The following is a 25,747-nucleotide window of genomic DNA, read 5'->3' on the forward strand; positions in this document are numbered from 1 at the left end:
TGCGCCGCATCGGGCTTCAGTTCTGGCGCCTGCGTGCCGTAAGTACCTCCGTACCCCAGTAACCCGGATGACGGATGATGGCGTTGGAGCGCGACGACCAATCGAAGGACCACTTCATTACCCCGCAGCAACTGTGCATCGGGTTGCACATCCACCTCGACCTGTCGTGGATGGACCACCCGTTCACTTTCTCCAGCTTCAAGATCAAGAGCCTCGACCAGATCGCGACGCTGCAGTCGCTCGGGCTTGAACGCATCCGCTACTCGCCATCGAAGAGCGAGTCGGAACCGCTCGCGCAGCCGACAGGTGCAATCTCGCCGCCGCCACCGCCCGCGCTGTCGAAGGAGGATGACCCGGCATACAAGGCCAAGCGCGAGCGCATGCAGCGGCTGAGCGAACAGCGCACGCGGGTGAACGCCTGCGAGCGGGAATTCCAGAGCGCCGCCAAGGCGATCAAGTCGATCACGCAGAACCTGTTTGCACGCCCGAAAGAGTCATACGAAGCGGCGCGCGGCCTGGCCGAGACGATGGTCGATTCGATGCTGACCGAGGCGGATGTCGCGATCACGCTGATGAACGACAAGGCCGGCAACGAGGACGTGTACTTCCACTCGCTCAACGTTGCCGTGCTGGCAATGATGCTGGCGAAGGAACTCAAGGCGCCGGCCGAGGCGATCAAATCGCTGGGCGTGGGTGCGCTGTTCCACGACATCGGCAAGGTCGAGATCCCGGACAAAGTGGTGCGCAAGACCGATCCGCTGACGCATGCCGAACAGCAGTTGATGCAGCAGCATGTGATCTACGGGCTGGAGATCGGCAAAAAGCTCGAACTCAGCGGCGCAGTCATGACGGTGGTCGCGCAGCATCACGAGCACGCAGACGGCAGCGGCTATCCGCGGGGGCTGCAGGGCAACCAGATCTCGCTGCTGGCGCGCATCGTCACGATCGTCAATGCCTACGACAACCTGTGCAACCCGCCGAACCCGGCCAAGGCGATGACCCCGCACGAGGCGCTGTCGGTGATGTACGCCCAGCAGCGCGCGCACTTCGATGCCAACGCGCTGTCGGTGTTCATCCGCTGCATGGGCGTGTATCCGCCGGGGTCGATCGTGGTGTTGTCGAACGAAACCATCGGTATCGTCGTGTCGGTGAACAGCACGCGCCCCCTCAAACCTACGCTGCTGGTGTATGACCCCGCAGTGCCGAAAGAGGAGGCAATCCTCGTCGATCTGGAGCAGGAGCCCGATGTCACGGTTGCGCGCACACTCAAGCCGCAGCAGTTGCCCCGCCCGGTGTTCGATTACCTCTCGCCACGCCGCCGCGTGACCTACTACTTCGATGCCGAACCCGGCGGAACGGGCGGAACATGAGCGTGCAGCCTGCGGTTCCCGATGCGTTGATGCTCGACTGCGTGGCGCGTGCTGGTGGCACGCCGATGCTGCTTGTCTCGGCCGCTGCGCGCTGTATCGTCTTTGCCAACGCTGCCGCAGGCCGTTTGCTTGGGGTGGACCACGGCAGTTTGCTCGGGCGATCGATCAGCGACTTCGAGGTCAGTCTGGAAGACATGTTTTTCTGGGAGGAGGTCGCATCGGGCCAGGTGCGCGACGCCGACCGGGTGCCCGGTGCCTACCGGCATGCGAGCGGCACCACGGTGCACGTTGAGAAACAGATCCGCGTGCTGGGGGGGTATGAATCCCCTCTGATCGCGTTGAACCTCAGCGATGTGTCGGCCGAGGTCGCGCGGGTTGATGAGGCAGCCGAGCTTGCTTCGTTGCTCGCCGCCACGCTTGAATCAATTGCCGATGGCGTGCTGGTGACGGATCTCTCCGGTGCGCTGCGTAACTTCAATCGCCGATTCGCGAACATGTTCGGCATTGCGGGGCGCGAGGTCGACGGCCCCGGCGTGATGGCCGCAGTCAGCGAACAGCTATCCGACCCGATCGCGTGGCGCGCCTTGCTCGCCGCGGTGGCGGATGACCCGCAGGCGGATAGCGTGCTCACGCTGGTGTTGACCGACGGCCGCTTCATCGAATGCGCGGCACGCCCACAGTGGCTGCGCAAACGCCCGGTCGGGCGTCTGTACACGTTCTCGGATGTGACGGACTCCAAGCGTTACGAAGCCGCGCTGGTGGCGGCGCGCGAGGCGTCGGATCGCGCGAATCAAGCCAAATCTGCGTTCATCGCGTCGATGAACCACGAGCTGAAGACACCGCTCAATGCAATCCTTGGTTTCGCCGATTTTTTGCGGGCCGATCTGCCGCCAGCCGAGGCGGAGTTCGCGCAACACATCTACAGCGCCGGCCAGCATCTGCTGGAGCTGATCGGCGATGTGCTCGACCTCGCACAGGTGGAGGCTGGCCGCGTCGACCTGCACCCGGAAGTGCTGGCGCTCGACGCCTTGCTCGACGAGTGTTTCACGATGACTGCGCCAGTCGCCGCGCGTTACGGCGTGACGCTCTCTCACGCCCTGAGCGCGGAGGCGACTGTCTGCGCCGATCGCCGGCGCACTCGCCAGATTGTGATCAACCTGATCTCGAACGGCTGCAAGTACAACCGGCCGGGCGGCACGCTGACGGTTAGCGCCCAGCCGGACGCCGCCTTGCTGAAGCTGCATTTCGCCGATACCGGCGTCGGTATCGAGGCCGGCGATCTGGCGCGCATCTTCGAACCCTTCACCCGCGTCGGCGCGAGTCGCAACGAGGTGGAAGGCACCGGGCTCGGGCTTGCGCACTCACGCAAGCTCGCCAACCTGATGGGCGGCGACATCACGGTGACCAGCGTTCCGGGGCAGGGCAGTACCTTCGTGCTGAGCTTGCCGACAACGATGGAACGCTACGAAATCCTCGACGATTAGCGCGCTGAACCGCATGAACGGAGCGCGTTCGCGCCGGGCCGGCTAAAATGCAGGCTTCGCGGCTGCTGTAAACGCCGCTTTGGAGTTGTCACGACTCGATGGAATTCTTCCTGCTGATTGGCCTGATCGTTATCAACGGCTTGTTTGCGATGTCCGAAATCGCACTGGTCACGGCCCGCAAGGCGCGCCTTGCCAAGCTGGCGGCGGACGGTGATGCAAACGCAGAGGCGGCGGTGCGGCTGGGCGAGGAGCCAACGCGCTTCCTCTCGACGATCCAGATCGGTATCACTTCGATCGGCATCCTCAACGGTATCGTCGGTGAATCGGTATTCGCGGCGCCGCTTGCCAAGTGGCTCGAAACCCTCGGCCTGCAGGACCGCATTGCGGAAATCGGCTCCACGGCGCTGGTCGTGCTGGTTGTGACCTACATCTCCATCGTGGTTGGCGAACTGGTGCCCAAGCGCATCGGCCAGAGCAACCCCGAGCTGATCGCCCGCATCGTCGCGCGGCCGATGGAAGGCCTCGCGCTGCTGACGCGCCCCTTCGTGCGCCTGCTGACCTTTTCCACCGATGCCCTGCTGCGCCTGTTTGGTATCGACCGCAACGGCGGCCCGGCGCTGACCGAAGAAGAAATCCACCTGATGCTGGAAGAGGGCTCCGAGTCCGGCGTGATCGAGACGCGCGAGCATGAGATGGTGCGCAACGTGTTCCGGCTCGATGAGCGCGAGATCGGCTCGCTGATGGTGCCTCGGGCTGACATCGTCTACATCGACCTTGAGCAGCCGCTCGAACAGAATCTGCACCATGTCGCGGGCTCGGAATACACGCGCTTCCCGGTCTGTCGTGGCGGCCTCGATCACCTTGTCGGTGTAGTGCACGCAAAGCAGATCCTCGGCCAGACCTTGCGCGGCGAGAAGCCGGATTTCGAGAAACATCTGCAGCCCTGCGTGTTCGTGCCCGAAACGCTTACGGGCATGGAGTTGCTGGAGCACTTCAAGGCCTCGGCCTCGCAGATGGTGTTCCTGATCGATGAGTACGGCGAAGTGCAGGGTATCGTCACGCTGCAGGACTTGCTCGAAGCCGTGACCGGCGAATTCAAGCCGCGCGATGTGGATGACGCCTGGGCGGTGCAGCGTGACGACGGCAGCTGGTTGCTCGATGGCCTGATTCCGGTGCCTGAGCTCAAGGATCGCCTTGAACTCAAGGAAGTGCCTGAGGAAGACAAGGGCCGTTACCACACCCTCTCGGGCATGGTGATGCTGCTGCTGGGCCGCCTGCCGCATACGGCGGACGCGATCGAGTGGGGCGGCTGGCGCTTTGAGGTGGTCGATATGGACGGCAAGCGCATCGACAAGATTCTCGCGAGCCGGCTGGGCCTCGGCGAAGAAGCCGACGGCTGAACGGCGCGGTGTGATGACCGAAATCGCGGGCATGCGCCCGCAAGTCGCCATCATCGGCGGCGGCCCGGCCGGATTGATGGCGGCCGAAGTGCTGTCGCAGGCGGGCGTGAACGTCGATCTCTTCGAGGCAATGCCCTCGGTCGGCCGCAAGTTCCTGATGGCAGGCAAGGGCGGCATGAACATCACGCATTCCGAGCCGCGTGAGCCTTTCCTTGGTCGTTACGGTGCGCGGCGCGAGGCGATGACGCCGATCATCGATGCCTTCGCGCCCGACGCGCTGCGCAGCTGGATCCACCAGCTTGGCGTTGATACCTTCGTCGGCAGCTCGGGCCGTGTATTTCCGACCGACATGAAGGCCGCGCCGCTGCTGCGCGCGTGGCTGCATCGGCTGCGCGAGCAAGGCGTGCGCATCCATGTGCGGCATCGCTGGACGGGCTGGGGCGCCGACGGCACGCTGCGCCTTACGACGCCGGACGGCGAGCGCAGCCAGCATGCCGACGCCGTGGTGCTCGCGCTGGGCGGTGGCAGCTGGGCACGGTTGGGTTCCGACGGCGCCTGGGTGCCATGGCTGCAGGCGCGCGGTGTCGACGTGGCGCCGCTGGTGCCGGCCAACTGCGGATTTGAAGCGGGCTGGAGCGAACATTTCCGCGAGCGCTTTGCCGGCGAGCCGGTGAAGGCGGTTATCGCTCATTTTCGCGATGCGGCCGGGCGTGAATGGCAGCGGCAGGGCGAGCTCGTCGTCAGCGCGAGCGGGCTGGAAGGCAGCCTGATCTACGCTCTGTCGGCGCCTTTGCGCGACGCGATTGCTCAGCTTGGCAGTGCCACGTTGCACCTCGATCTGGCGCCCGGCAAAAGCCTTGAGCGGGTCAGGGCAGAGGTGGCCCACCCGCGCGGTTCGCGCTCGATGGCGAGCCATCTGCAAAGCCGCGTCGGCATCGCCGGCGTGAAGGCCGGCCTGCTGCGCGAATGCACGCCGCGCGAAACCTACGATAACGCCGACGCGCTCGCAGCGGCGATCAAGGCCTTGCCGATTCGCCTGCTGGCACCGCGGCCGATCGACGAAGCGATCAGTAGCGCCGGTGGTGTGCGTTTCGAGGCGATGACCCAGGGGTTGATGCTCGAAGCGCTGCCTGGTGTGTTTTGTGCCGGCGAAATGCTCGATTGGGAAGCACCAACGGGCGGCTATCTGCTGACCGGGTGTTTTGCAACCGGGCGGGCCGCAGCGCGCAGCGTGCTTGCCTGGCTCGGGTTGCTGGCAATCGCTGGGCCGGTCGGCGAGGTCTGATCGGATTGGCCGTCCGGGCTGGAATCGGCCACGGTTTCTTTGAAAGAGGTCGCCATGCAAGCCCTTCCTAACGCGATATGCCCGCTCTGCGGCGGCGCAAATTCCTGCGCTCCGGCGCAGGCGGGGCGACTCGACGTCGAGTGTTGGTGCACCAAGGCTGCGATCAGCCCCGAGGCGCTTGCTCGTGTGCCCGCCGAGCTGCGCAACAAGGCCTGCCTGTGCCCGCGCTGCGCCAGTGCAACGAGCGCCGAGGACTAGGTTGGCGAGCCACGGACGCCGACCCTGCTTGTTGGCCTCTATTTTGGGCTGCACGGGGTGATCGGTCTGATGCACTAGGCCGTTGTGCAGCCGCCAACACGTTGAGTTGCCGGCGGGCGGCCGGCGAAATACTGACCGGCATTTGATTTGACGGACGTCTGCATGCCGTGCTCCCGGTCAGAGTATGGTGCTCGGGTGCAGCTTCATGCGGGTTTGGTGCCTGGCGGCTTTGCCCTGGCGGGCGCATACGTCGAGCAATGATCTGGCCTGATGCACGCCCAACCCATGATTCCCGACGACCCTGCAACATCAGCGCCTGGAGGCGCTGACGATTTACCCGGATACGTAGCAATGTCCCTCGCACACATCACCAGCCTGCTCAACAAACACAAGCTCGTCGAGGGGCTGGTGCATAGTCAGCCGATGGCCCGGCAGGCGCTTGTTGAGGCGATCGTTCACCGCAAGCACCTAAACGAGGTGCTGCAACGCCTTGAAAGCACGCCCGCGGCCGACATCGGTGTGGTACTTGATTCCGTGCGATTCGAGGATGCGGCATTCCTGTGGCAACAGTTGCCGGAAGAGCGCCGCGGCGAAGTGCTGTGGGAGATTTCGGACGAACTGAGAGACCGCCTCAGTCTCGTCCGCGCGGTAGAGGTTGCCGAGAGCCAGATCAACGCATTCGAGCTGATCGATGGCCGCTTGCGCCAGCGGGCGATCACATGCCGCGCGGATCTGGAAGGCATTCAGCCGATCTGGATTGATCTTTTCCACGCCAGCGACGCCGAGCGTGCTTATGTGGGGGCCCACTTCGGCTTGGTACTGCCCGATTCAGGCGACACCACCGACCTTGAAGTCAGTTCGCGCTTTCATGTTGAAGAAACGGGTGAAATTCACCTGCATTCGAACTTCCTGCTAGATCGCGAAGGCAACTCCCGCAGCGTGCCGGTGGCGTTTGTGCTGCATGGCGAGATCCTGTTTTCGGTGCGTAACGAAGAACTACCGGTGTTCCGCCTTCAGCGGCGCAGGGCCCGGATGCAGCAGGGCTATGTGTCGGACTGCAAGGACGTGCTGCTTGATCTTTACGGTGCCGACGTCGAGTACTCCGCTGATGCGCTGGAAGGCGTCTACAACACGCTGGGCAAGGTGGGCCGCCAGGTGTTGAGCGAGACGATCAGCGATGAGGAAGCGGCCGGCATCCTGGCCGATATTGCCGAGGAGGAAGACCTCAACGGGCGCATTCGCAGCAACATTCTCGATACCCAGCGCGCGCTCTCGTTCATGATGCGTTGCAAGATGCTGTCACCTGCAGAAATCGAAGACGCCAAACAGATCCTGCGCGACATTGAATCACTCAACAGTCACACCGCATTCCTGTTCGACAAGATCAACTTCCTGATGGACGCCACGATCGGCTTCATCAACATCAACCAGAACCGTCGTGTATCGCAGCTGACTGTATTCGGCGTGGTCTTCATGCCGATCAACATTCTTGCCGGAATCGGCGGGATGTCGGAATTCTCGATGATGACGGCGGGGATCCCTTGGCCGATTTCGTTTGGCGCTTTTGTCGTCGGCATGGGATTGATCGGCTGGGGGACTTACGTTGCACTGCGATACGCCGAGGTTCGGCGAGCCAAGCAGGCTCTGAAGGCCAAGGTGGCTGCGACCGCCTAGACGGGGCGCGAACCTGCGGTGTCAGGCGGGCGCGCTTTAAGTGGCGCTTAATGTTGTGGGCGGACCATTCCTCTGTCACTTGTGGAGGTCCCGAAGATGAATACGAACAGTCCGTTCCTTACGCAGATGCTGTCATTGACTACCGGCTTGGTGCTGGTCGTCATGACGGTCGCCTTCCTGACCATTCCTGTGAATCTCGGAAGGCACGTTGCCGATGTGGACCACACTGCCCGGCATACGCAGCACATGACATGACGTGTCCGGCACGGCGGCAGCTGTATCGATGACCCTTCCGGGCAGGGCCACGGGCCGCGACGCCTGTACGCAATCTCTTGTCTCTTTCCGGACTGCCTCCGCGGCGCCATGCGCACAGACTGCGCGCACTTTGCGCCTCTGACGGAGCGTTCATGACCCAAGCTCACCCTACCGGCGCGCGCGCGCTGGTCGATGCCTTGCTGACCCACGGTGCCGACACGGCGTACTGCGTGCCGGGCGAGAGCTACCTTGCGGTGCTCGATGCGCTCTACGACGTGCGCGATCGGCTGAAGCTGGTCGTATGCCGGCAGGAAGGCGGTGCTGCGTACATGGCGGACGCCTACGGCAAGCTCACCGGCAAGCCCGGCATCTGCTTTGTTACGCGCGGGCCGGGCGCGACCAACGCGGCCGTTGGCGTGCATACGGCGTTTCAGGATTCGGCGCCGATGATCCTGTTCGTCGGCCAGGTCGGGCGAGGCATGCTGGAACGCGAGGCCTTTCAGGAAATCGATTACCGCCGCATGTATAGCCAGATGGCCAAGTGGGTGGCGCAGATCGACGATGCGTCGCGCATCCCCGAGTTCGTGTCGCGCGCTTTCCACATTGCGACGTCCGGCCGCCCCGGGCCGGTCGTGCTGGCGTTGCCGGAAGACATGCAGCACGAGCCTTGCACTGTGGCACAGCCGCAGCCGTATCGGCGCGTGATGCCGGCTCCGGCGCAAGCGGATATGGCCGAGTTGCGCTGCCGGCTGGCCGCCGCTCAGCGCCCGTTGATGATCCTGGGCGGTCGCGGGTGGAATGAGGCCGCCTGTGCAGACATCCGCCGTTTCGCAGAGGCTTGGCAGTTGCCGGTGGCCTGCGCCTTCCGCTACCAGGATCTGTTCGACAACATGCATCCGCTCTACGCGGGCGACGTTGGGCTGGGCATCAACCCCAAGCTCGCCGCGCGGGTACGTCAGGCGGACCTGGTGCTGGCGGTCGGCCCGCGGCTGGGCGAATCCACTACCAGCGGCTATGCGTTGCTCGACATTCCGCGCCCGAAGCAGACGTTGGTGCATGTGCATGCGGGCATCGACGAACTCGGGCGCGTATACGCCGCGGATCTGCCGATCAACGCCGGCTACCCCGAATTCGCCGCAGCAGCGAGCGAGCTGGTGCCACCGGCGAGTTTGAACTGGGCTGGCAGCGCCGAAGCGGCGCGCGCCGACTACCTGGCCTGGACCGAGCCGCCTGCCACTCCGGGCGAGCTGCAGATGGGCGAGGTGATGCGCTGGCTGCGCGAGCGCCTGCCGGCCGACGCGATCCTGACCAACGGCGCGGGCAACTACGCGATCTGGCTGCATCGCTTCTATCGCTATCGCCAGTTCGGCACGCAGTTGGCGCCGACCAATGGTTCGATGGGTTACGGCGCGCCCTCCGCGGTAGCGGCCAAGATTGCGCAGCCAGTGCGAATCGTCGTGTCCTTCTCGGGCGATGGCTGTTTCATGATGAACGGGCAGGAATTCGCCACGGCGGTGAAATACGGCGCGGCAGTCGTGTTCATCGTGGTGAATAACAGCATGTACGGCACGATCCGGATGCATCAGGAACGCGAGTTTCCAGACCGCGTTTCGGGCACCGAGCTGGCGAACCCAGATTTTGCTGCGCTCGCGCGTGCCTACGGTGCGAGGGGCGAAGTGGTGACACGAACCGAGGACTTTGCGCCAGCCTTCGAGCGCGCGCTCGCGGGGAGTGGCCCGGCGCTGATCGAACTGCGTACGAACCCCGATGTGATCACCCCGTCGGCGACGATTACGCAAATCAAGGGGCAATCGAAGCGGCGCTGATGAGTGCGCCGCTTGCCGCGCTTCGGGAACCCTGGGCCGCGTTTCGTGCTCTGACCTGTATCCATTTTCAAAGACCGCAATCATGCCAAGCACGCTGAAAATCGACTTCGTCTCCGACGTTTCCTGCCCCTGGTGCGCGATCGGGCTCTATTCGCTCAAGCAGGCGCTGGCGGAACTGGGTGGCGAGGTCGCGGCATCGCTGCACTTTCAGCCCTTCGAGCTGAACCCCGACATGGCACCGGAAGGCGAAGAGATCCGCGCCCATCTGCGCCGCAAGTACGGCTCGACTGACGAGCAGCTCGACCGGGTGCAGGAAACGATCCGCGAACGCGGCGCCCAGCTGGGTTTCGACTTCGCGATGGGCAAGCGTGCCGGCATTTACAACACCTTCGACGCGCATCGCCTGCTGCACTGGGCAGAACTCGAAGGGCGGCAGCTTGCGCTGAAGGAGGTGCTGTTCCGGCGTTACTTCACCGAGGGCGAGAACCCGTCGTCGCACGAGGTACTGCTTGCTGCTGCGAATGAGGTTGGGCTGGACGGAGCCCGTGCGCGGGCGATTCTCGTGTCCGACGAGTTCGGTGCCGAGGTGCGGGCTGCCGAAGCGAAGTACCTGAACGCCGGTATCAACTCGGTGCCCGCCGTGATCATCAACGACCGGCATCTGATCCAGGGCGGTCAGCCGCCCGAGATCTTCGCGCAGGCGCTACGGCAGATCGCCGCGCAGGCCTGATCCGCCGCACCTGAAAGCGGTGTGCGCTGTCGCGCCGCCGCTTACTTCTTGAAGCGCGCTGGGACCGCCGAAACCAGGCTGACGCCCGCCAGGACAAGCGCGCCTGCGAACACGCCGACGAGTGCGTTGAGCAGCGTCGGTGCCAGCGCGGCTAGCGTGCTACCGATCGCCGGCACAGCGGCGGCGAGGCCCGCAGCGTTTTCGATCGCGTGGTGCAAGGCTGGCACGCCATGCGCCAGGATGCCGCCACCGACGAGAAACATCGCGATCGTGCCTACGACCGCGAGCGCCTTCATCAGGTTAGGGGCGGCGCTGAGCAGCACGCTGCCGATACCACGCTGGGCCTTACCCCAGGCGGTTTCAGCCGCATGTTTCATCAGGTAGAAACCCGCGTCGTCGAGTTTCACGATGCCCGCGACAAGGCCATACACGCCAATGGTCATGATCACCGCGATGCCGGCGACGACGGCGATCTGCGAGGTAAACGCGGCGTCCTGCACCGTGCCCAGCGCGATGACGATGATTTCGGCTGACAGGATGAAGTCGGTGCGGATGGCGCCGGCGACCTTTTCCTTCTCGAAGGCCACGATATCGACTGCTTTGTTGTCGAGGGCGGCTGCTTCGGCGGCGTGCGCAGCCGCGTCTTCGTCCGCGCTGTGCAGATACTTGTGTGCGAGCTTCTCGAAGCCTTCAAAACACAGGTAGGCGCCGCCGACCATCAGCAGGGGCGTGATCGCCCAGGGCAGCAGGGCGGACAGCGCCAACGCGGTGGGCACCAGGATCAGCTTGTTGCGGAACGAGCCCTTCGCCACCGCCCACACCACCGGGAGCTCTCGTTCGGCGCGCACCCCGGACACCTGCTCGGCATTGAGCGCCAGGTCGTCACCGAGCACGCCTGCAGTCTTGCGGGCAGCGACCTTGGTCATGGCGGCAACGTCGTCGAGGACCGAAGCGATGTCGTCGAGAAGGGTGAGGAGGCTGGCGCCGGCCATCTTTGGGGTTCCTGAGAGACGAGTAGGGCCGTCATGAAAACAGAAAATGCGCCGCCACGCACCCTTCGTTGCCCGCGCAGGCTGCATTGCGAGGCCCTTGCGCGGCGACTGCGGCGCGAACGGCCGGGCGTAGAACGAGAAATGTGACGTTTCATATTGCTGTCACATTTGTGTCGCATCCTTCGCAACGTTGAGTCCGGTAAGCCGTACAAGGGCCCCGGACACTGATGCAAACCCTCTGGAGAATTCCATGCGTTCGATGCACAAGACTGTTCTTGCCGCCGCCTGCTTTGCCCTGTTCGCCTCCGCCGCGCACGCCGATGCGATCGTCAAGATCGACGGTTCGAGCACCGTGTATCCGATCACCGAAGCTGTTGCGGAAGACTTTCAGAAGTCGACCAAGGGTGCAGTCAAGGTTACCGTCGGTATCTCTGGTACCGGTGGTGGCTTCAAGAAGTTCTGCCGTGGCGAGACCGACATCTCCGACGCTTCGCGCCCGATCCTGAAGAAGGAAATGGATGATTGCGCGAAGGCCGGTATCAAGTACTACGAACTGCCGGTCGCGTTCGATGCGCTGACCGTGGTGGTCAACCCGAAGAGCAAGGTCAGCCAGCTGACCGTTGCGCAGCTCAAGACGATGTGGGAGCCGGCCGCGCAGGGCAAGGTTACGAAGTGGAACCAGGTCGACGCTTCCTTCGGCGACGCGAACCTGAAGCTGTTCGGGCCGGGTTCGGATTCGGGCACTTTCGACTATTTCACCGAGGCGGTGAACGGCAAGTCCAAGGCCTCGCGTGGTGACTACACCGCGTCGGAAGACGACAACGTGTTGGTGCAGGGTGTGGCACGTGACGCCGGCGCGATCGGCTACTTCGGCTATGCCTACTATGTCGAGAACAAGAACAAGCTCAAGGCAGTTGCGATCGTCAACCCGAAGGGCAAGGCGGTGCTGCCGTCGGAGCAGGCGGTGATCGATGGTTCCTACAGCCCGCTGTCGCGCCCGATCTTCATCTACGTGAATGAAAAATCGCTTGAGAAGCCGGAAGTTCGCCAGTTCGTCGAGTTCTACATGAAGAATGCGGCTGCGCTGACCTCGGAAGTCAAGTACGTGCCGCTGCCGGCCAAGGCCTACACTGCCAACCTCGAGCACATCGCGAAGAAGAAGCTGGGCACCGTGTTCGGTGGCGAGGCTGACGTAGGTGCGACGATCGAAGAGTTGATGTCGCGCGAAGCCAAGCTCTGATCCTGCCCGGATCGATCTGCCCGGGCAGTTCCTCTGCCCGGGCTGTTTTCATTTCGCGGAGGCCGCTGGTGAGCGCATCCCACACCTTGTCGCAGGGCATTGAATCAATGGACGTGACAACCGTCAGTGACCGACTTTCCCGGAAAGTGGTCCGTAACCTCAAGGAACGCGCGATTGAAGCGGTGCTGTTTGCCGCTGCGTCGATCTCGGTCCTGACGACGCTAGGCATCATCTGGGTGCTGGTGTCGGAGTCCTACCACTTCTTCGAGCATGTGCCGATCTGGACCTTCCTGACCGACACGATGTGGACGCCGCTGTTCTCCGAGCCGCGTTACGGCATTCTGCCGCTCTTGATGGGTACGCTGACCACCTCGCTGGTTGCGCTCAGCGTTGCGATCCCGCTCGGCACGATCATCGCGATCTATCTGTCCGAATTCGCCTCACCGCGCGTACGCGAGGTCGTGAAGCCCTTCCTCGAACTGCTCGGCGGCGTGCCGACGATTGTTTACGGCTATTTCGCGCTGACGGTGGTGTCACCGGTGCTGCAGTATTTCTTCCCTTCGCTGCCGGGCTTTTCAATGCTGGCAGCCGGCCTGGTGATGGGCGTGGCGATCGTACCTTACATCAGCTCGCTGTCGGAAGACGCGATGCGCGCGGTGCCGATGAGCCTGCGCGAAGGCGCCTATGCGATGGGCAGCACCCGCTTCCAGACCGCCGTGCGCGTGGTGCTGCCGGCGGCGATCTCCGGCGTGCTGTCGGCCTACATCCTGGGTATTTCGCGCGCGGTCGGCGAGACGATGATCGTCGCGGTCGCTGCGGGTATGCAGCCGAACTTCACGATGAACCCGGCCGAGCCCGCGCAGACGATCTCGGCCTACATCGTGCAGGTTGCAATGGGTGATCTGCCGCACGGCTCCGTTGGCTATCAGTCGATCTTCGCTGCCGGCCTGAGCCTGATGCTGATGACCTTGTTCTTCAACATTCTCGGCCACGTCATCCGCCGCCGCTACCGCGAAGCCTATTGATCCGGATCCGACCATGAATCAAAAAGAACTCGCCGCGATCCGCGGCACCATTCGATCAAACCGCCGCCTGGACATCATCTTTGCGGTGGCTGGATTTGTTGCACTGCTGATCGGCGTGATGGCCTTCGTCACGCTGTTTGCGCAGATGGCCTACAACGGCTGGGAGCGCCTGAATCCGGACTTCTTCATGAACTTCCCGTCGCGCCGCGCCGCCAACGCGGGCATCCTCTCCGCCTGGGTGGGTTCGCTGCTGGTGATGCTGGTAACGGCGGTGTCGGCCGTGCCGCTGGGTGTGGCCGCCGGGGTGTACCTTGAGGAGTACGCGCCGAAGAACCTGATCACCGACATCATCGAGATCAACGTTTCGAACCTCGCCGGTGTGCCGTCGATCGTGTATGGCCTGCTGGCGCTGGGCGTGTTCGTGTATGCCTTCGGCTTCGGCCAGTCGATCCTCTCGGCGGGCCTGACGCTGGGTCTGTTGATCCTGCCGGTCGTGATCGTGGCGACGCGTGAAGCGCTGCGCTCGATCCCGATCCATATCCGCGAAGGCGCCTACGGCGTGGGTGCCACGCGCTGGCAGGTGGTGCGTGATCATCTGGTGCCGTACTCGACGCCGGGCATCATGACGGGCGTCATCATCGGCATGTCCCGCGCGATTGGCGAAACCGCGCCGATCATCACGATTGGTGCGCTGACTTTCATCGCCTTCCTGCCGCCGATGCCGATCTCAACGACCGCGCCCTTCGTCAGCTTTGACTGGCTGTGGTCCGGCTTCACGGTGATGCCGATCCAGATGTTCAACTGGACTTCGCGTCCGGAAGAGGCGTTCCAGCAGAACGCTGCGGCCGCCGGCCTGATCCTCGTATTCATGACGCTGATGATGAACGGCGTTGCGATCTGGCTGCGCTACCGCCTGCGCAAGTCGATCTCCTGGTAAGCCGCAAACCGATATCGCGAACGAACAAAGATACTTTCATGACGACGACCAACCAGACGCTGCCGACCAAGGCTGAAACCCGCGATTTCAACTTCTACTACGGTGCGTTCCACGCGCTGAAGTCGATCAACCTGCCGGTGGTGGAAAAGCGCGTCACCGCGCTGATCGGGCCTTCCGGCTGCGGCAAATCGACGCTGCTGCGGTCTTTCAACCGCATGCATGATCTCTACCCGGGTAACCGCTATCAGGGGTCGATCGTGCTGCACCCGGACAACACCAACATCCTCGACCCGAAGGTCGACCCGATCGAGGTGCGGATGCGCATCGGCATGGTGTTCCAGAAGCCGAACCCGTTTCCGAAGTCGATCTACGAGAACGTCGCCTACGGCCTGAAGGTGCGCGGCGAGAGCAGCCGCAGCGTGCTCGACGACAAGGTTGAGAACGCGCTTCGCGGCGCCTCGTTGTGGAACGAGGTGAAGGATCGCCTGCATGCGCCGGCGACCGCACTGTCCGGCGGCCAGCAGCAGCGCCTCTGCATTGCGCGCTGTCTTGCGACCGACCCCGAACTGCTGTTGTTTGATGAGCCGACCTCGGCACTCGATCCGATCGCGACCGCGAACATCGAAGAACTGGTGACCGAGCTGCGCGAGCGCGTGACGATCCTGATCGTCACGCACAACATGCAGCAGGCCGCCCGTGTGTCGGACTACACCGCCTACATGTACCTCGGTGAGTTGATCGAGTACGGCGTGACCGACGATGTCTTCATGCGCCCGAAGAAGAAGGCCACCGAGGACTACATCACCGGGCGTTTCGGCTGATCGCTCCATCGCACAGCAGGGCAATCCGAGCGGGTTGTCCGCGCAAAATGCAACGCGGCCGACTGGCCGCGTTTTCTTTTGCGACTCCAGATCGACGCCCAGTTGCCGTTAATGCACTTGGGCGCGTTGTAGATACGGCAGCCCGGATCACTCCCGCGCGGGCACTGGCTCGCGCCACACCGCGTTTCCGCAGTGCGCATCGCGCGAGGTCGCTGATCGCTGTGCGCCCATCGGTGGCGCCGCAAAGCTTTCGCAATTCAATCGAGGAACTCCCATGTTCGGACAAACGCGCGCGCTGAAACGCGAACTTGATGTACTCAAGGGCGAGTTGGCACCCCTGAAGGAGGTTTTCGCGGCGCTGCATCGCACGATGGCGGTGATCGAGTTCAGTGCCGATGGAACGATCCGTGAAGCGAATCCGATCTTCTGCGCAACGATGGGCTATTCGCCCGACGAACTGGCTGGCTGCCATCACCGCGTCTTCTGCGAGGCGCGTTACGCCGAGAGCAGCGAATACCGCGATTTCTGGGCGCGTCTGCGCGCGGGCGAGTCGTTCAGCGGAAAAGTTCGCCGCGCCCGCAAGGATGGCGGGCCGGTATGGCTTGAGGCAACCTACTTCCCGGTGCATGCGAGCGATGGCAACGTGAGCCGCGTGATCAAGATTGCCACTGACATCACTGCGCGGGTGACTGAGGCCGAGCGCACGCGTGCGCTGCTCGATGCGCTGAACCGGTCGATGGCGGTGATCGAGTTCGACCTGCAGGGCTTCATCGTCGAGGCGAATGCGCCTTTTCTGTCACTGATGGGCTATGCACACGATGACTTGGTGGGGCAGCACCACCGCATCTTCTGCATGCCGGGTTACGCCACCAGCGGCGAGTATCAGCAATTTTGGGCGTCGCTGAACGCTGGGCGCTATTTCAGCGGGCTGGTCGAACGGATGACCTGCGGTGGCGAGAGCGTGTGGCTGGAAGCTACCTACAACCCAGTTGTCGACGAGCGCGGTAAACCGTATCGCGTGGTGAAATTTGCGACCGACGTCACGCAGCGAGTGCTGCGCGCGCAGGCTGAGCAACAGAGCGCGCGGACGGCGTATCAGATTTCGCTCGAGGCCGAGGCGCTGTCAACGCACGGGCAGTCGGTGATTCTGAAAACGGTCGAACAGATGCACAGCCTCTCCAATCAGGTCGGTGCTTCGTCGGGGCAGGTGGAGGGGCTGGGAGCGAAGACCAGCCAGATCACTTCGATCGTGAACACCATCAAGGAAATCGCGGACCAGACCAATCTGCTTGCGCTCAATGCGGCGATTGAGGCTGCCAGGGCGGGCGAGACTGGCCGCGGGTTCGCTGTGGTAGCGGACGAGGTTCGCAAGCTTGCCGAGCGCACGGCGAAGTCGACCGGCGAGATCTCGCACATGATCGGGGAGATCCAGACCGAGACGCGCACGGTGATCGATAGCATGGCCTTGAGCCTGAGCAACGTGGCTGAGGGCGTACGGCTGGCTAACGATGCTGGCGACGCGATTAACCAGATTCATGCCGGAGCGCGCAAGGTGGTCGAGGTGGTTCAGGATCTGTCGGCCAACGTCGGCGACTGAGCGACCACGCAGCCTTACCAGCCGTTCTCCAGCGCGATATGCGCGGGCGCACGCAGGCGGCTGAGTCGGTAGCCCATCCGCATCAGTTGTCGGTGCGTGTCTTCGACCATCGCCGGGCCGCCGCAGACCATGAAACGTGAGCGCTCCGGCGTAAGCGCTAGGCTCGCGGCCGATTCGAGCGCACCCGATGCGAGCAGCGCCGGAATGCGTTCGCGCAGGCCCGTGTAGCCGGCCTCTTGGGTGACGACGGGCACATAGGTAAAGCGGGCCCGGCGATCCTCAAACAGCGGGTGATCGGCCGCGGGCTCCAACGCATCACGGTAGGCCAGTTCGGAGGACTCGCGCACGCAGTGCACCGCCACGATGTGATCGAAGCGTTGCCATGTCGTGGGGTCGCGAAGGATAGAGACGAAAGGGGCGAGGCCTGTGCCGGTTGAGAGCAACCACAGGTCGCTGCCGTCCGCGAAGCGGTCGATCGTCAGAAAACCCTGCGGGGTCGCGTCGAGCAACAAGCTGCTGCCCGGTGTGAGCGGCCAGAGTTCGTTCGAGAACGGGCCGTTCTCGATGTGGACGACGAGGAACTCAAGTTCGTCGTCCCACGCCGCCGAGCACATCGATAGCGCGCGCCACACAAAGCCGCCATCGGCGCGCTGGATGCCGACGCGTGCAAATTGCCCCGGCGTGAAGCGGTAGCCGCGTGGGCGCGTGATGCGCAAGCTGCGTTGGCGGGCACTCCAATCGCGTAGATGGGTAATCGTCTCGCGGGTGAAACGGCTGTTGTCAGAAGCCATGGCTTGAACCTCCCGAATAGTTGATTAAATTACTCGGAAAAGGTTCCAGCCGCGCTTCAGCCGCCTGCCGGGCTCTCGAACCATTGAGCTACCGTTGCCGGGGCCGGCACGCCGCCAGCGTGTACGACCTTGCCGTCGATCACCACGGCGGGCGTCCGCATGACCCCGTAAGCCATGATCTTCTGCATGTCTTCGACCTTCTCCAGCGCGATTTCCACGCCGCGCTGCTGTGCGACTGATTCTACGATCTGCACCGTATTGCGGCAGTTGGCGCAGCCGCTACCGAGCACCTTGACCTGTTTCATGAGTTCCCTCCGGATTCAGAGTACGAGGTTGAAAACGTAGCCGACCAGCAGGATGCCGGCAGCGACAACGCCTACGAAGGTGGCAATCAGCCGAGGCTTGAGTACCTTGCGCAGGATGATCATCTCGGGGGCGGACAGCGCAATCACGCTCATCATGAAAGCCAGCACGGTGCCCAGCGCCGCGCCCTTGCCGATCAGGGCTTCCACGATCGGGATGATGCCGGCCGCGTTGGTGTACATCGGCACGCCCAGCGCGACTGCGACCGGTACCGACCACCACGCGTCGCGGCCCATGATGCCGGCCATGAAGTCTTCCGGCACATAGCCGTGGATGCCCGCGCCGAGCGCAATGCCTGCCACCACATAGGGCCAGACCTTGCCGACGATTTCCCGAACGTGGTTTCGCCCCGCGTCGAGGCGCTCGGCCCAGGCGGGGTTTGCGTCCGGTGTATTGATGGCGCCGCCTTCGATGATCGGGCGCACCCAATCCTCGAGATGCGCCTCCATGCGCAGGCGCCCGATCACCAGGCCCGCGCCAATGGCGACGACGAGTCCCAGCACGAGGTAGAGCGCCGCCACCTTCCACCCGAACATCCCGAACAGCAGCACCAGCGCGACTTCGTTGACCATGGGCGCCGAAACCAGGAACGAGAAGGTGACGCCGAGCGGGATGCCGGCTGACAGGAAGCCGATGAAGAGCGGCACTGCGGAGCAGGAGCAAAACGGTGTGACGATGCCCAGCGTCGCCGCCATGATATTGCCGACACCCGCGCGGCGCCCGGAGAGCAGGGCACGGGTGCGCTCCGGCGCGAAGAAGGTCTGCACCACGCCCATTACGAACACGATGCCGGTCAGCAGCAACAGCACCTTGGGCGTGTCGTAGAAGAAGAAGTGCAGGGCCTCCCCGAGTGCCGTCTGGCGCGTCAGGCCGGTCAAGGCCAGCGCGGCATCGGCCATCGCGACAAGCTGCCCGTAGGCCAACACCCACAGTGGCACCAGCAGCGTGAGGGCGAGCAGCCAGCGTCTTAGCGTGCGGTCGGCGACCGGGCGAGAGGGGGAAGACACCGCCATGCGAGGCTCCAAATTGCGGGCGGAACGATCCGCTCATCTGGAAGACGCGGTTTCACGCAAAAGGATGCAGCCGCGTATGCAGGTTTTCGGCGTTGCGCGTGTTCAGTCGCGCGGCACGAAGCAGCACACCCTGCCGCTGTCGTCGAAGCGCACCTGGCAGGCGGTGGCCAACTGCGCACGCAGGCGCTTGCGGGCGCGTTGCACGCGCGACTTCGCCGCCGCCAGCGTGATCCCCAACGCATCTGCGTAGGCCTGTTGCGGCAGGCCACCGAGATCGCAGCGCTCGATCACGTCGCGATCCTCCGCGCTCAGCTCGGCGAGCACCCTCGGCAGGCAGCGGGCGAGACTGTCCACGGGTGCGGGAGCGGTCTCTTCCGCTGGAAGGTCCTCGGGCAATGAGGCGGCGGGACGGGCGTGGCGGAAATGATCGGTGAGCCGGTTGCGGGCCACCTCGAACAACCAGGCGCGCTCGTTGCGGAGGCCTCCGAGCGAGGCCTGATGCCGCATCACGCGAAGGAACACGTCCTGCAGCAGATCGTCGGCGAGCGCCGGGTCGCCGGTGTGGTGCAGCAGCCAGCGGCGCAGCGCGCGCTCGTGGGTATGCCAGAGGGTGGTCAGCGCTTCCATACGGTCGGCACGGTCGAACGCGGCTTGGTGCCGCGCTCGACCAGTATGCGCTTGCGTCAGATGAACAGGGTGGTACCCGACTCTGCCGCTTCGCCTAGGAAGGCGGCGACGCCGCCCAGCTCGACGCCGTCGATCAGCTCTTCCTTGCGGATGCCCATCACGTCCATCGACATGTTGCAGGCGATCAGCTGCGCGCCGCCCTCGACCAGGCTCTTGAGCAGCGCGGTCGGGGTTTCAACGCCTTTCTGGCGCATCACGCTGCGGATCAGCTTGGCGCCCATGCCGGCGAAGTTCATCTTCGAGATCGAGTTCAGCTTGTCGGTGCCGGCCGGCATCATCGCGCCGAACATCGCGTCCATGAATCCCTTCGACATCGCTTGCGCATCGGCGCGACGCAGCACGTTGAGCCCCCAGAAGGTGAAGAACACCGAGACCGGCTTGCCCATCGCCAGCGCGCCGTTGGCGATGATGAGGCTGGCCATGACCTTGTCGAGGTCGCCGCTGAACACCACCAGCGTGGTCTTGTCGCGCGCCGGCAGCAGCTGGGCGGCGCAGGCGGCGCAGGCGGCGGGCAGGGCGGGGGCGGATTTGCCCTTGCGGATCTGCACCGTCACGAGGCCCTTCTCGGTCTCGACCGAGAGCACGTCGTTGCCGGTCTTCTTCGCCCAGGCGCGGATGTCGCGGCCGAAGGCGGGGTCGGAGGCGGTGACCTCCAGCAGCTCGCCCTCGTTCATCGCATCGACCGCGCGGTAAGTCTTCATGATCGGGCCGGGGCACTGCAGGCCGACTGCGTTGAGCGTGTGGCGGTTGCCGGCGTTCGCGACGATCGCGCAGCGGCCACCGCGCTCGGCTTCGATCTCGTCCGGGTCGCGGCGCTTGATGTCCTCGTAGTCGAAGATGTCCGGGTTCGATTGCTTGTCGATCGCCCAGGCGTAGGTCTTGTAGCCGCCGGAGAGGTTGCGCACGTTGGCGAAGCCCGCCTGCTTGAGGATGCGGTAGGCGAGATAGCCGCGCAGGCCGATCTGGCAGAACACGATGGTCGGCTTGGCCGGGTCGAGATCTGCCAGATGCTCGCGCAGGGTGTTGACGTCGATGTGCCGTGCGCCGCGGATCGTGCCGAGTTCGAACTCCTCGGCGGTGCGCACGTCGATCAGCTGCACGGCGGCCGGGTCAATCGCCTGCAGGGCGCGCCAGTCGAGCATTTCATGCGAGCCGTTGAGCACGTTGGCGGCGACGTAGCCGGCAATGTTCACCGGGTCCTTGGCGGAGCCGAAAGGTGGCGCGTAGGCGAGTTCCAGCTCGCTCAGGTCGTCCACCGTCATGCCGGCGTGGATCGCGGTGGCGATCACGTCGATGCGCTTGTCGGCACCGTCCGCGCCCACCGCCTGCGCGCCGAGGATCTTGCCGTCCGGTGCGTAGAGCAGTTTCAAGCTGATCTGCTTGGCGCCCGGGTAGTAGCTCGCGTGCGAGCCGCCGTGGGTGATGCTGGTGCGGTAATCGAGGCCGGCGGCGAGGAGCTGTTTTTCGTTGAGACCAGTGGAGGCGGCGGCGAGGTCGAAGGCCTTGAGAATCGCAGTGCCGAGCGTGCCGCGGTAGGCACGGCGGTTGCCATGCACCATGTTGTCCGCCGCCATGCGGCCCTGGCGGTTTGCCGGGCCAGCGAGCGGGATCAGCGCTTCGCGGCCGTTGAGTGTCTGCGTCACCTCGATCGCGTCGCCCACGGCGTAGATCGCGTCGTCGGAGGTCTGCAGGTACTCGTTCACCTTGATGCCGCCGGTGGCGCCGATCGCCAGCCCCGCAGCGCGCGCCAGCGTGGTTTCCGGCCGCACGCCGATTGCCAGCACCACAACGTCGGCCTGCAGGCGCTTGCCGCTTTGCAGGTAGACGACGGTGTGGTCCGCCTTGTCCTCGAAGCGCTCGATCTTGTCGGCGAGGTAGAGCTCGACGTTCTTGTCGCGCATGTGGGCATGCACGATCGCGGCCATTTCGTAATCGAGCGGCGCGAGGATCTGGTCCGCACCCTCGACCAGCGTGGTGAACTGGCCACGCTCATGGAAGTTCTCCGCGACCTCAATGCCGATGAAGCCACCGCCGATCACCACGGCACGGCGGGGTTGCTCGGTCTTGATGTGCTCCATGATGCGGTCGAGGTCCGGGATGTTGCGCAGCCCGAATACCCGTTTCGATTCGATGCCCGGCAGCTTGGGCCGTACCGGTTCGGCGCCGGGGGAGAGCAGCAGTCGGTCGTAGGCTTCGTCGTATTCCTCGCCGGTTGCCAGATTGCGCAGGCGCACGGTTTTCGCGGCGCGATCGATCGCGATCGCCTCGGTGCGGCTACGTACATCGACGCGGTAGCGCGCCTCAAAAGCCTCTTCGGAAGTCACCAGCAACTGCTCGCGCTCCGCGATCGCGCCGGAGAGGTGATAGGGCAGGCCGCAGTTGGCGAAGCTGATGTAGGGGCCGCGCTCGACCATCACGATCTGGGCGGACTCGTCGTTGCGGCGAATGCGGGCGGCGGCGGTGGCGCCACCGGCGACGCCTCCGATGATGACGATCTTCATTGGGGGGATCTCCTGCTGAGCGTTAGCTTTACATAACTATAAAGCGATTAAACGGATTCTAGAGCACTTGTGTCGGCTCGGTGCGACATGGCCGATAGAATTTCCAGAAAGCTTTATAGCTATTGGGCTATGTCAACATCGGCAGCTGCCCGGACCGCAAAAATCGTCAAGTCAATCGATTTCAGCCCGCGCTCATGTCCGAAACCAAGCCCGTCTCGCTTCACGTCAAACCCGCCAAGGCTGCCGACGAAGTCGCGCTGTATGAGGTGCGCCGCAAGGTCTATCCGCGTGCAGTGAGCGGCATCTTCGCCCGCTGGCGTTGGGCGATGGTCTGGTTCACGCAGCTCTTGTTCTACGGCCTGGCATGGGTGCCGTGGAACGGCCGCCAGGCTGTCCTGTTCCACCTCACCGAGCGCAAGTTCTACCTGTTCGGTTGGGTGTTCTGGCCGCAGGACGTGTTCTACCTGACCGTGCTGCTGATCATCTGTGCTTACTCGCTCTTCCTCTTCACTGCGGTGGCGGGACGGTTGTGGTGCGGCTATGCGTGCCCGCAGACGGTCTACACCGAGCTCTTCCTCTGGATCGAACGCAAGATCGAAGGCGACCGCGCCAAGCGGATGAAGCTGGACAACGCGGCGCCCAGCGTCGCGAAGTACGCCACCAAGGCGGCCAAGTTCGGCGCCTGGGGGCTGCTGGCTGTGTGGACCGGCATCACCTTCGTCGGCTACTTCTCGCCGATCCGCGAGCTGATCCCGAGCATTCCTTTCGGCCTGGGCGGCTGGGAAATGTTCTGGATCGCCTTCTACTCGACCTTCACTTACCTGATGGCCGGGGTGATGCGCGAGCAGGTGTGCAAGTACATGTGCCCTTACGCCCGCTTCCAGGGCGTGATGTTCGACCCGGACACGCTGGTCATCACCTACGACCCGGAGCGGGGCGAGCCGCGTGGCGCGAAGCGCAAGAACACCGAGCAGAAACTGGGCGACTGTGTGGACTGCGGCATCTGTGTGCAGGTTTGCCCGACCGGCATCGATATCCGCGATGGCTTGCAATACGAGTGCATCGGCTGTGCCGCCTGCATCGACGCTTGCGATCAGGTGATGGACAAGGTGGGCTCGCCACGCGGCCTGATCCGCTACACCACCGAAAATGCGATGAAGCAGCACTGGGGTATGCGCGACGTGCTACGCCATATCGTCCGGCCGCGCGTGCTGATCTACTCGTCGGTGTTGCTGGCGATCATCGCAGCGGGTGGCTGGTCACTCGCGCACCGTGAAACGCTGCGTGTTGACGTGATCCGCGACCGCACCACGCTGTCGCGCGAGGTGGAAGGTGGGCTGATCGAGAACATCTACACCCTGCAGATGATGAACATGGCCGAGATGCCGCGGCGCATTCATGTTGGCGTGTCCGGGCTGGACGGTATCGGTCTGGTCGAGGCGCCCGATTTCGAACTGCCCGCCGCCGGCAACAAGGCTTACACGATTCATGTACGGGTGCCGGCGGATTCGGCTCCCAAGGGTTCGCACAAGATTGTTTTCGACATCCGCAGCGATGGGGCCGAGGCCGCGCGATTGAGCGAAAAGGCCAGCTTCATGATGCCCTGAGGCTGCACCTTCTGACGGGGGATTCACCATGGCACTCGAAATCCTGTTTGGCAGCGACATCGGCTTGCTCAGCCTCTTCACCATCGTCTTCGTACTGGGCATGGGCGGCTACATCTGGCACTTCGCCCGCAAGCACATGAAGGACGAGGAAGAGCACCTGCACTCTCATTGACCAAATAAAAACGGAGGCCTCGGCCTCCGTTTCTTTCTGAGCGCGGGTGAAGATCAGCCGCCCATGCGTGACTGGAAGACCAGCCCCGCGTGCTCGCGCAGCGCGTGGAACTTGACCTCCGGGTAGCGTTCGCCGGCCACCTGCAGCTCGGCGCTGTGGCTGGCGAGGAAGGTCGGCGCATCGACTACGTCGTAGGCGATGCGGTGCGCGTTGGCGTCAATGAAGCGCTTGAGGATGTTCGGGTCTTCGCAGGTGACCCAGCGCGCGAGGCGGTAGTTGGTGCTGCCCAGGCGCGCCTCAACACCGTACTCGGTCTTAAGGCGGTGCTGCACCACTTCGAACTGCAGCGTGCCGACCGCGCCAAGCAGGATCATGGTGCCGGCGTGCGGGCGGAAGACCTGGATCGCGCCTTCTTCGCCCAGCTGTGCAAGGCCTGTGCGCAGTTGTTTGGTGCGCAGCGGGTCTTTCACTTCGACCGTCTGGAACAGTTCCGGTGCGAAGAAAGGCAGGCCGGTAAATTGCAGCACTTCCCCTTCGGTCAGCGTGTCGCCCAGTTGCAGCAGGCCGTGGTTCGGGATGCCGATGATGTCGCCGGGGAAGGCCTCGTCCACGATCTCGCGGCTTTGCGACAGGAAGCTCACCACGTTGTTGGTGCGCAGTTCCTTGCCGTTGCGCGAGATCTTGAGCTTCATGCCGCGGTCGAAACGGCCGGAGCAGATGCGCACGAAAGCGACGCGGTCGCGGTGCGCCGGGTCCATGTTGGCCTGGATCTTGAACACCACGCCGGAGAATTTCGGCTCGTCGACATGCACATAGCGCTGGATCGCAGTACGGTCGCCCGGGGGCGGTGCCATGTCGACCAGCGCGTCGAGCACTTCCTGCACGCCGAAGTTGTTGATCGCCGAGCCGAAGAACACGGGCGTCTGCTTGCCGGCGAGGAAGGCCTCGCGATCGAAGGCGGGCGCGGCCATTTCGACCAGTTCGATATCGTGCTGGGCATGTTCCCAGCGGGTGTCGAAGCGGGCGGCGATTTCCGGGTTGTCGCGGCCGTCGATGGATTCTTCCTCGCCCGACACGCGCTCTTCGCCGGCGCGGAACACCCGCATGCGGTTCTTCGGCATGTCGAACACGCCGGCGAAGCCCTTGCCCATGCCGACCGGCCAGGTGAAGGGCACGGCCGGCATGCCCAGCGTGCGCTCGATCTCGTCGATCAGCGACAGCGGTTCCTGCACTTCGCGGTCGAACTTGTTGATGAAGGTGATGATCGGCGTGTTGCGCGCGCGGCAGACCTCGAGCAGGCGCAGCGTCTGCGATTCCACGCCGTTGGCGCCGTCGATCACCATCAGCGCCGCATCCACGGCGGTCAGCACGCGGTAGGTGTCTTCCGAGAAGTCCTGGTGGCCCGGGGTGTCGAGCAGGTTGATGACGCAGTCGCGGTACTCCATCTGCATCACCGACGATGCGACCGAGATGCCGCGCTGCTTTTCGATCTCCATCCAGTCCGAGGTCGCGTGGCGGCTGGCTTTGCGTGCCTTCACGCTGCCGGCGATGTGGATCGCGCCTGCGAACAGCAGCAGCTTTTCCGTCAGCGTGGTCTTACCCGCATCAGGGTGGGAGATGATGGCAAAGGTGCGGCGTCGGGCGACTTCGCGCTCGATCGGGGAAACGTCGGACATTTTTGAACCCGCAGGCGGGCGCGTGGCGCCCGTGAGATGACGT

General features: G+C 64.0%; 23 protein-coding genes. 16 read left to right on the forward strand and 7 right to left on the reverse strand.

The window, feature by feature from the left end; genetic code table 11:
- Window positions 1-74 precede the first annotated feature (74 nt).
- The 9 genes from ACE3P0_RS00790 (at window position 75) to ACE3P0_RS00830 (ending at window position 10,282) form a co-directional block, all read left to right on the forward strand.
- Window positions 75-1,370, forward strand: coding sequence for an HD-GYP domain-containing protein (locus tag ACE3P0_RS00790; RefSeq protein WP_374398873.1), 1,296 nt, complete (start codon window positions 75-77; stop codon window positions 1,368-1,370).
- A complete protein-coding gene (locus ACE3P0_RS00795) occupies window positions 1,367-2,854 on the forward strand; it encodes an ATP-binding protein (RefSeq protein ID WP_374398875.1) in 1,488 nt (495 codons plus the stop codon). Before ACE3P0_RS00790 ends, ACE3P0_RS00795 begins: the two co-directional genes overlap by 4 nt.
- 98 nt (window positions 2,855-2,952) lie before the next feature.
- Complete coding sequence (locus ACE3P0_RS00800) at window positions 2,953-4,254, forward strand: hemolysin family protein (RefSeq protein ID WP_374398876.1); 1,302 nt, start codon at window positions 2,953-2,955, stop codon at window positions 4,252-4,254.
- A 13-nt stretch (window positions 4,255-4,267) separates the two neighbouring features.
- Window positions 4,268-5,539, forward strand: a complete 1,272-nt coding sequence (locus ACE3P0_RS00805; protein ID WP_374398878.1) for a TIGR03862 family flavoprotein — start codon at window positions 4,268-4,270, stop codon at window positions 5,537-5,539.
- A gap of 54 nt (window positions 5,540-5,593) precedes the next feature.
- Window positions 5,594-5,797: a cysteine-rich CWC family protein gene (locus ACE3P0_RS00810; protein ID WP_374398881.1), complete on the forward strand. Its 204-nt coding sequence runs from the start codon at window positions 5,594-5,596 to the stop codon at window positions 5,795-5,797.
- A 351-nt stretch (window positions 5,798-6,148) separates the two neighbouring features.
- Complete coding sequence (locus ACE3P0_RS00815) at window positions 6,149-7,471, forward strand: CorA family divalent cation transporter (protein ID WP_374398883.1); 1,323 nt, start codon at window positions 6,149-6,151, stop codon at window positions 7,469-7,471.
- A 96-nt stretch (window positions 7,472-7,567) separates the two neighbouring features.
- Window positions 7,568-7,726 (forward strand): hypothetical protein, encoded by a 159-nt coding sequence (locus ACE3P0_RS00820; protein ID WP_374398885.1) that lies wholly within the window; start codon window positions 7,568-7,570, stop codon window positions 7,724-7,726.
- Window positions 7,727-7,878: 152 nt separating this feature from the next.
- Window positions 7,879-9,552: a thiamine pyrophosphate-binding protein gene (locus ACE3P0_RS00825; protein WP_374398887.1), complete on the forward strand. Its 1,674-nt coding sequence runs from the start codon at window positions 7,879-7,881 to the stop codon at window positions 9,550-9,552.
- Window positions 9,553-9,634: 82 nt separating this feature from the next.
- Window positions 9,635-10,282 (forward strand): DsbA family oxidoreductase, encoded by a 648-nt coding sequence (locus ACE3P0_RS00830; RefSeq protein ID WP_374398889.1) that lies wholly within the window; start codon window positions 9,635-9,637, stop codon window positions 10,280-10,282.
- Between the two features lie 41 nt (window positions 10,283-10,323).
- Here the strand turns inward: ACE3P0_RS00830 and ACE3P0_RS00835 are convergent, their stop codons facing one another.
- Window positions 10,324-11,274, reverse strand: coding sequence for a DUF808 domain-containing protein (locus ACE3P0_RS00835; protein WP_374398890.1), 951 nt, complete (start codon window positions 11,272-11,274; stop codon window positions 10,324-10,326).
- A gap of 259 nt (window positions 11,275-11,533) precedes the next feature.
- Here ACE3P0_RS00835 and ACE3P0_RS00840 point away from each other — a divergent pair, with 259 nt between their 5' ends.
- The 5 genes from ACE3P0_RS00840 to ACE3P0_RS00860 all read left to right on the forward strand — a co-directional run bounded on the left by ACE3P0_RS00840 (window position 11,534) and on the right by ACE3P0_RS00860 (window position 16,894).
- A complete protein-coding gene (locus ACE3P0_RS00840) occupies window positions 11,534-12,514 on the forward strand; it encodes a PstS family phosphate ABC transporter substrate-binding protein (RefSeq protein WP_374399354.1) in 981 nt (326 codons plus the stop codon).
- A 107-nt stretch (window positions 12,515-12,621) separates the two neighbouring features.
- On the forward strand, window positions 12,622-13,539 hold the full coding sequence (gene pstC, locus ACE3P0_RS00845; RefSeq protein ID WP_374399356.1) for a phosphate ABC transporter permease subunit PstC: 918 nt from the start codon (window positions 12,622-12,624) through the stop codon (window positions 13,537-13,539).
- A gap of 13 nt (window positions 13,540-13,552) precedes the next feature.
- The gene (pstA, locus tag ACE3P0_RS00850; protein ID WP_172198588.1) at window positions 13,553-14,476 is read left to right on the forward strand and encodes a phosphate ABC transporter permease PstA; all 924 of its coding nucleotides are present in this window, start codon (window positions 13,553-13,555) and stop codon (window positions 14,474-14,476) included.
- Between the two features lie 38 nt (window positions 14,477-14,514).
- Window positions 14,515-15,297: a phosphate ABC transporter ATP-binding protein PstB gene (gene pstB / locus ACE3P0_RS00855; RefSeq protein ID WP_172198591.1), complete on the forward strand. Its 783-nt coding sequence runs from the start codon at window positions 14,515-14,517 to the stop codon at window positions 15,295-15,297.
- 274 nt (window positions 15,298-15,571) lie between these two features.
- Complete coding sequence (locus tag ACE3P0_RS00860; RefSeq protein ID WP_374398893.1) at window positions 15,572-16,894, forward strand: methyl-accepting chemotaxis protein; 1,323 nt, start codon at window positions 15,572-15,574, stop codon at window positions 16,892-16,894.
- Window positions 16,895-16,908: 14 nt separating this feature from the next.
- Here the strand turns inward: ACE3P0_RS00860 and ACE3P0_RS00865 are convergent, their stop codons facing one another.
- From ACE3P0_RS00865 to ACE3P0_RS00885, 5 genes are all read right to left on the reverse strand, one after another.
- Entirely contained in the window at window positions 16,909-17,685 is a 777-nt protein-coding gene (locus tag ACE3P0_RS00865; protein WP_374398895.1) for a ferredoxin--NADP reductase, read from the reverse strand.
- A 56-nt stretch (window positions 17,686-17,741) separates the two neighbouring features.
- Window positions 17,742-17,990 (reverse strand): thioredoxin family protein, encoded by a 249-nt coding sequence (locus ACE3P0_RS00870; protein ID WP_172198598.1) that lies wholly within the window; start codon window positions 17,988-17,990, stop codon window positions 17,742-17,744.
- Window positions 17,991-18,005: 15 nt separating this feature from the next.
- On the reverse strand, window positions 18,006-19,061 hold the full coding sequence (locus ACE3P0_RS00875) for a permease (protein WP_374398897.1): 1,056 nt from the start codon (window positions 19,059-19,061) through the stop codon (window positions 18,006-18,008).
- Window positions 19,062-19,163: 102 nt separating this feature from the next.
- The gene (locus tag ACE3P0_RS00880; RefSeq protein ID WP_374398899.1) at window positions 19,164-19,688 is read right to left on the reverse strand and encodes a sigma-70 family RNA polymerase sigma factor; all 525 of its coding nucleotides are present in this window, start codon (window positions 19,686-19,688) and stop codon (window positions 19,164-19,166) included.
- A gap of 56 nt (window positions 19,689-19,744) precedes the next feature.
- On the reverse strand, window positions 19,745-22,249 hold the full coding sequence (locus tag ACE3P0_RS00885) for an FAD-dependent oxidoreductase (protein WP_374398901.1): 2,505 nt from the start codon (window positions 22,247-22,249) through the stop codon (window positions 19,745-19,747).
- Between the two features lie 194 nt (window positions 22,250-22,443).
- Between ACE3P0_RS00885 and ccoG the strand changes: the two genes are divergently transcribed.
- Together ccoG and ACE3P0_RS00895 are read left to right on the forward strand one after the other, a co-directional pair.
- A complete protein-coding gene (gene ccoG, locus ACE3P0_RS00890) occupies window positions 22,444-23,856 on the forward strand; it encodes a cytochrome c oxidase accessory protein CcoG (RefSeq protein WP_374398903.1) in 1,413 nt (470 codons plus the stop codon).
- 28 nt (window positions 23,857-23,884) lie between these two features.
- Window positions 23,885-24,028 carry a DUF3149 domain-containing protein gene (locus ACE3P0_RS00895; protein ID WP_172198609.1) on the forward strand — a complete coding sequence of 48 codons (144 nt, stop codon included), beginning with the start codon at window positions 23,885-23,887 and terminating at the stop codon, window positions 24,026-24,028.
- 53 nt (window positions 24,029-24,081) lie between these two features.
- Here the strand turns inward: ACE3P0_RS00895 and ACE3P0_RS00900 are convergent, their stop codons facing one another.
- Window positions 24,082-25,704, reverse strand: a complete 1,623-nt coding sequence (locus ACE3P0_RS00900; protein ID WP_374398905.1) for a peptide chain release factor 3 — start codon at window positions 25,702-25,704, stop codon at window positions 24,082-24,084.
- Between the last annotated feature and the right edge of the window lie 43 nt (window positions 25,705-25,747).

The organism is Niveibacterium sp. (assembly GCF_041909475.1).
Taxonomy (GTDB): Bacteria; Pseudomonadota; Gammaproteobacteria; order Burkholderiales; family Rhodocyclaceae; genus Niveibacterium.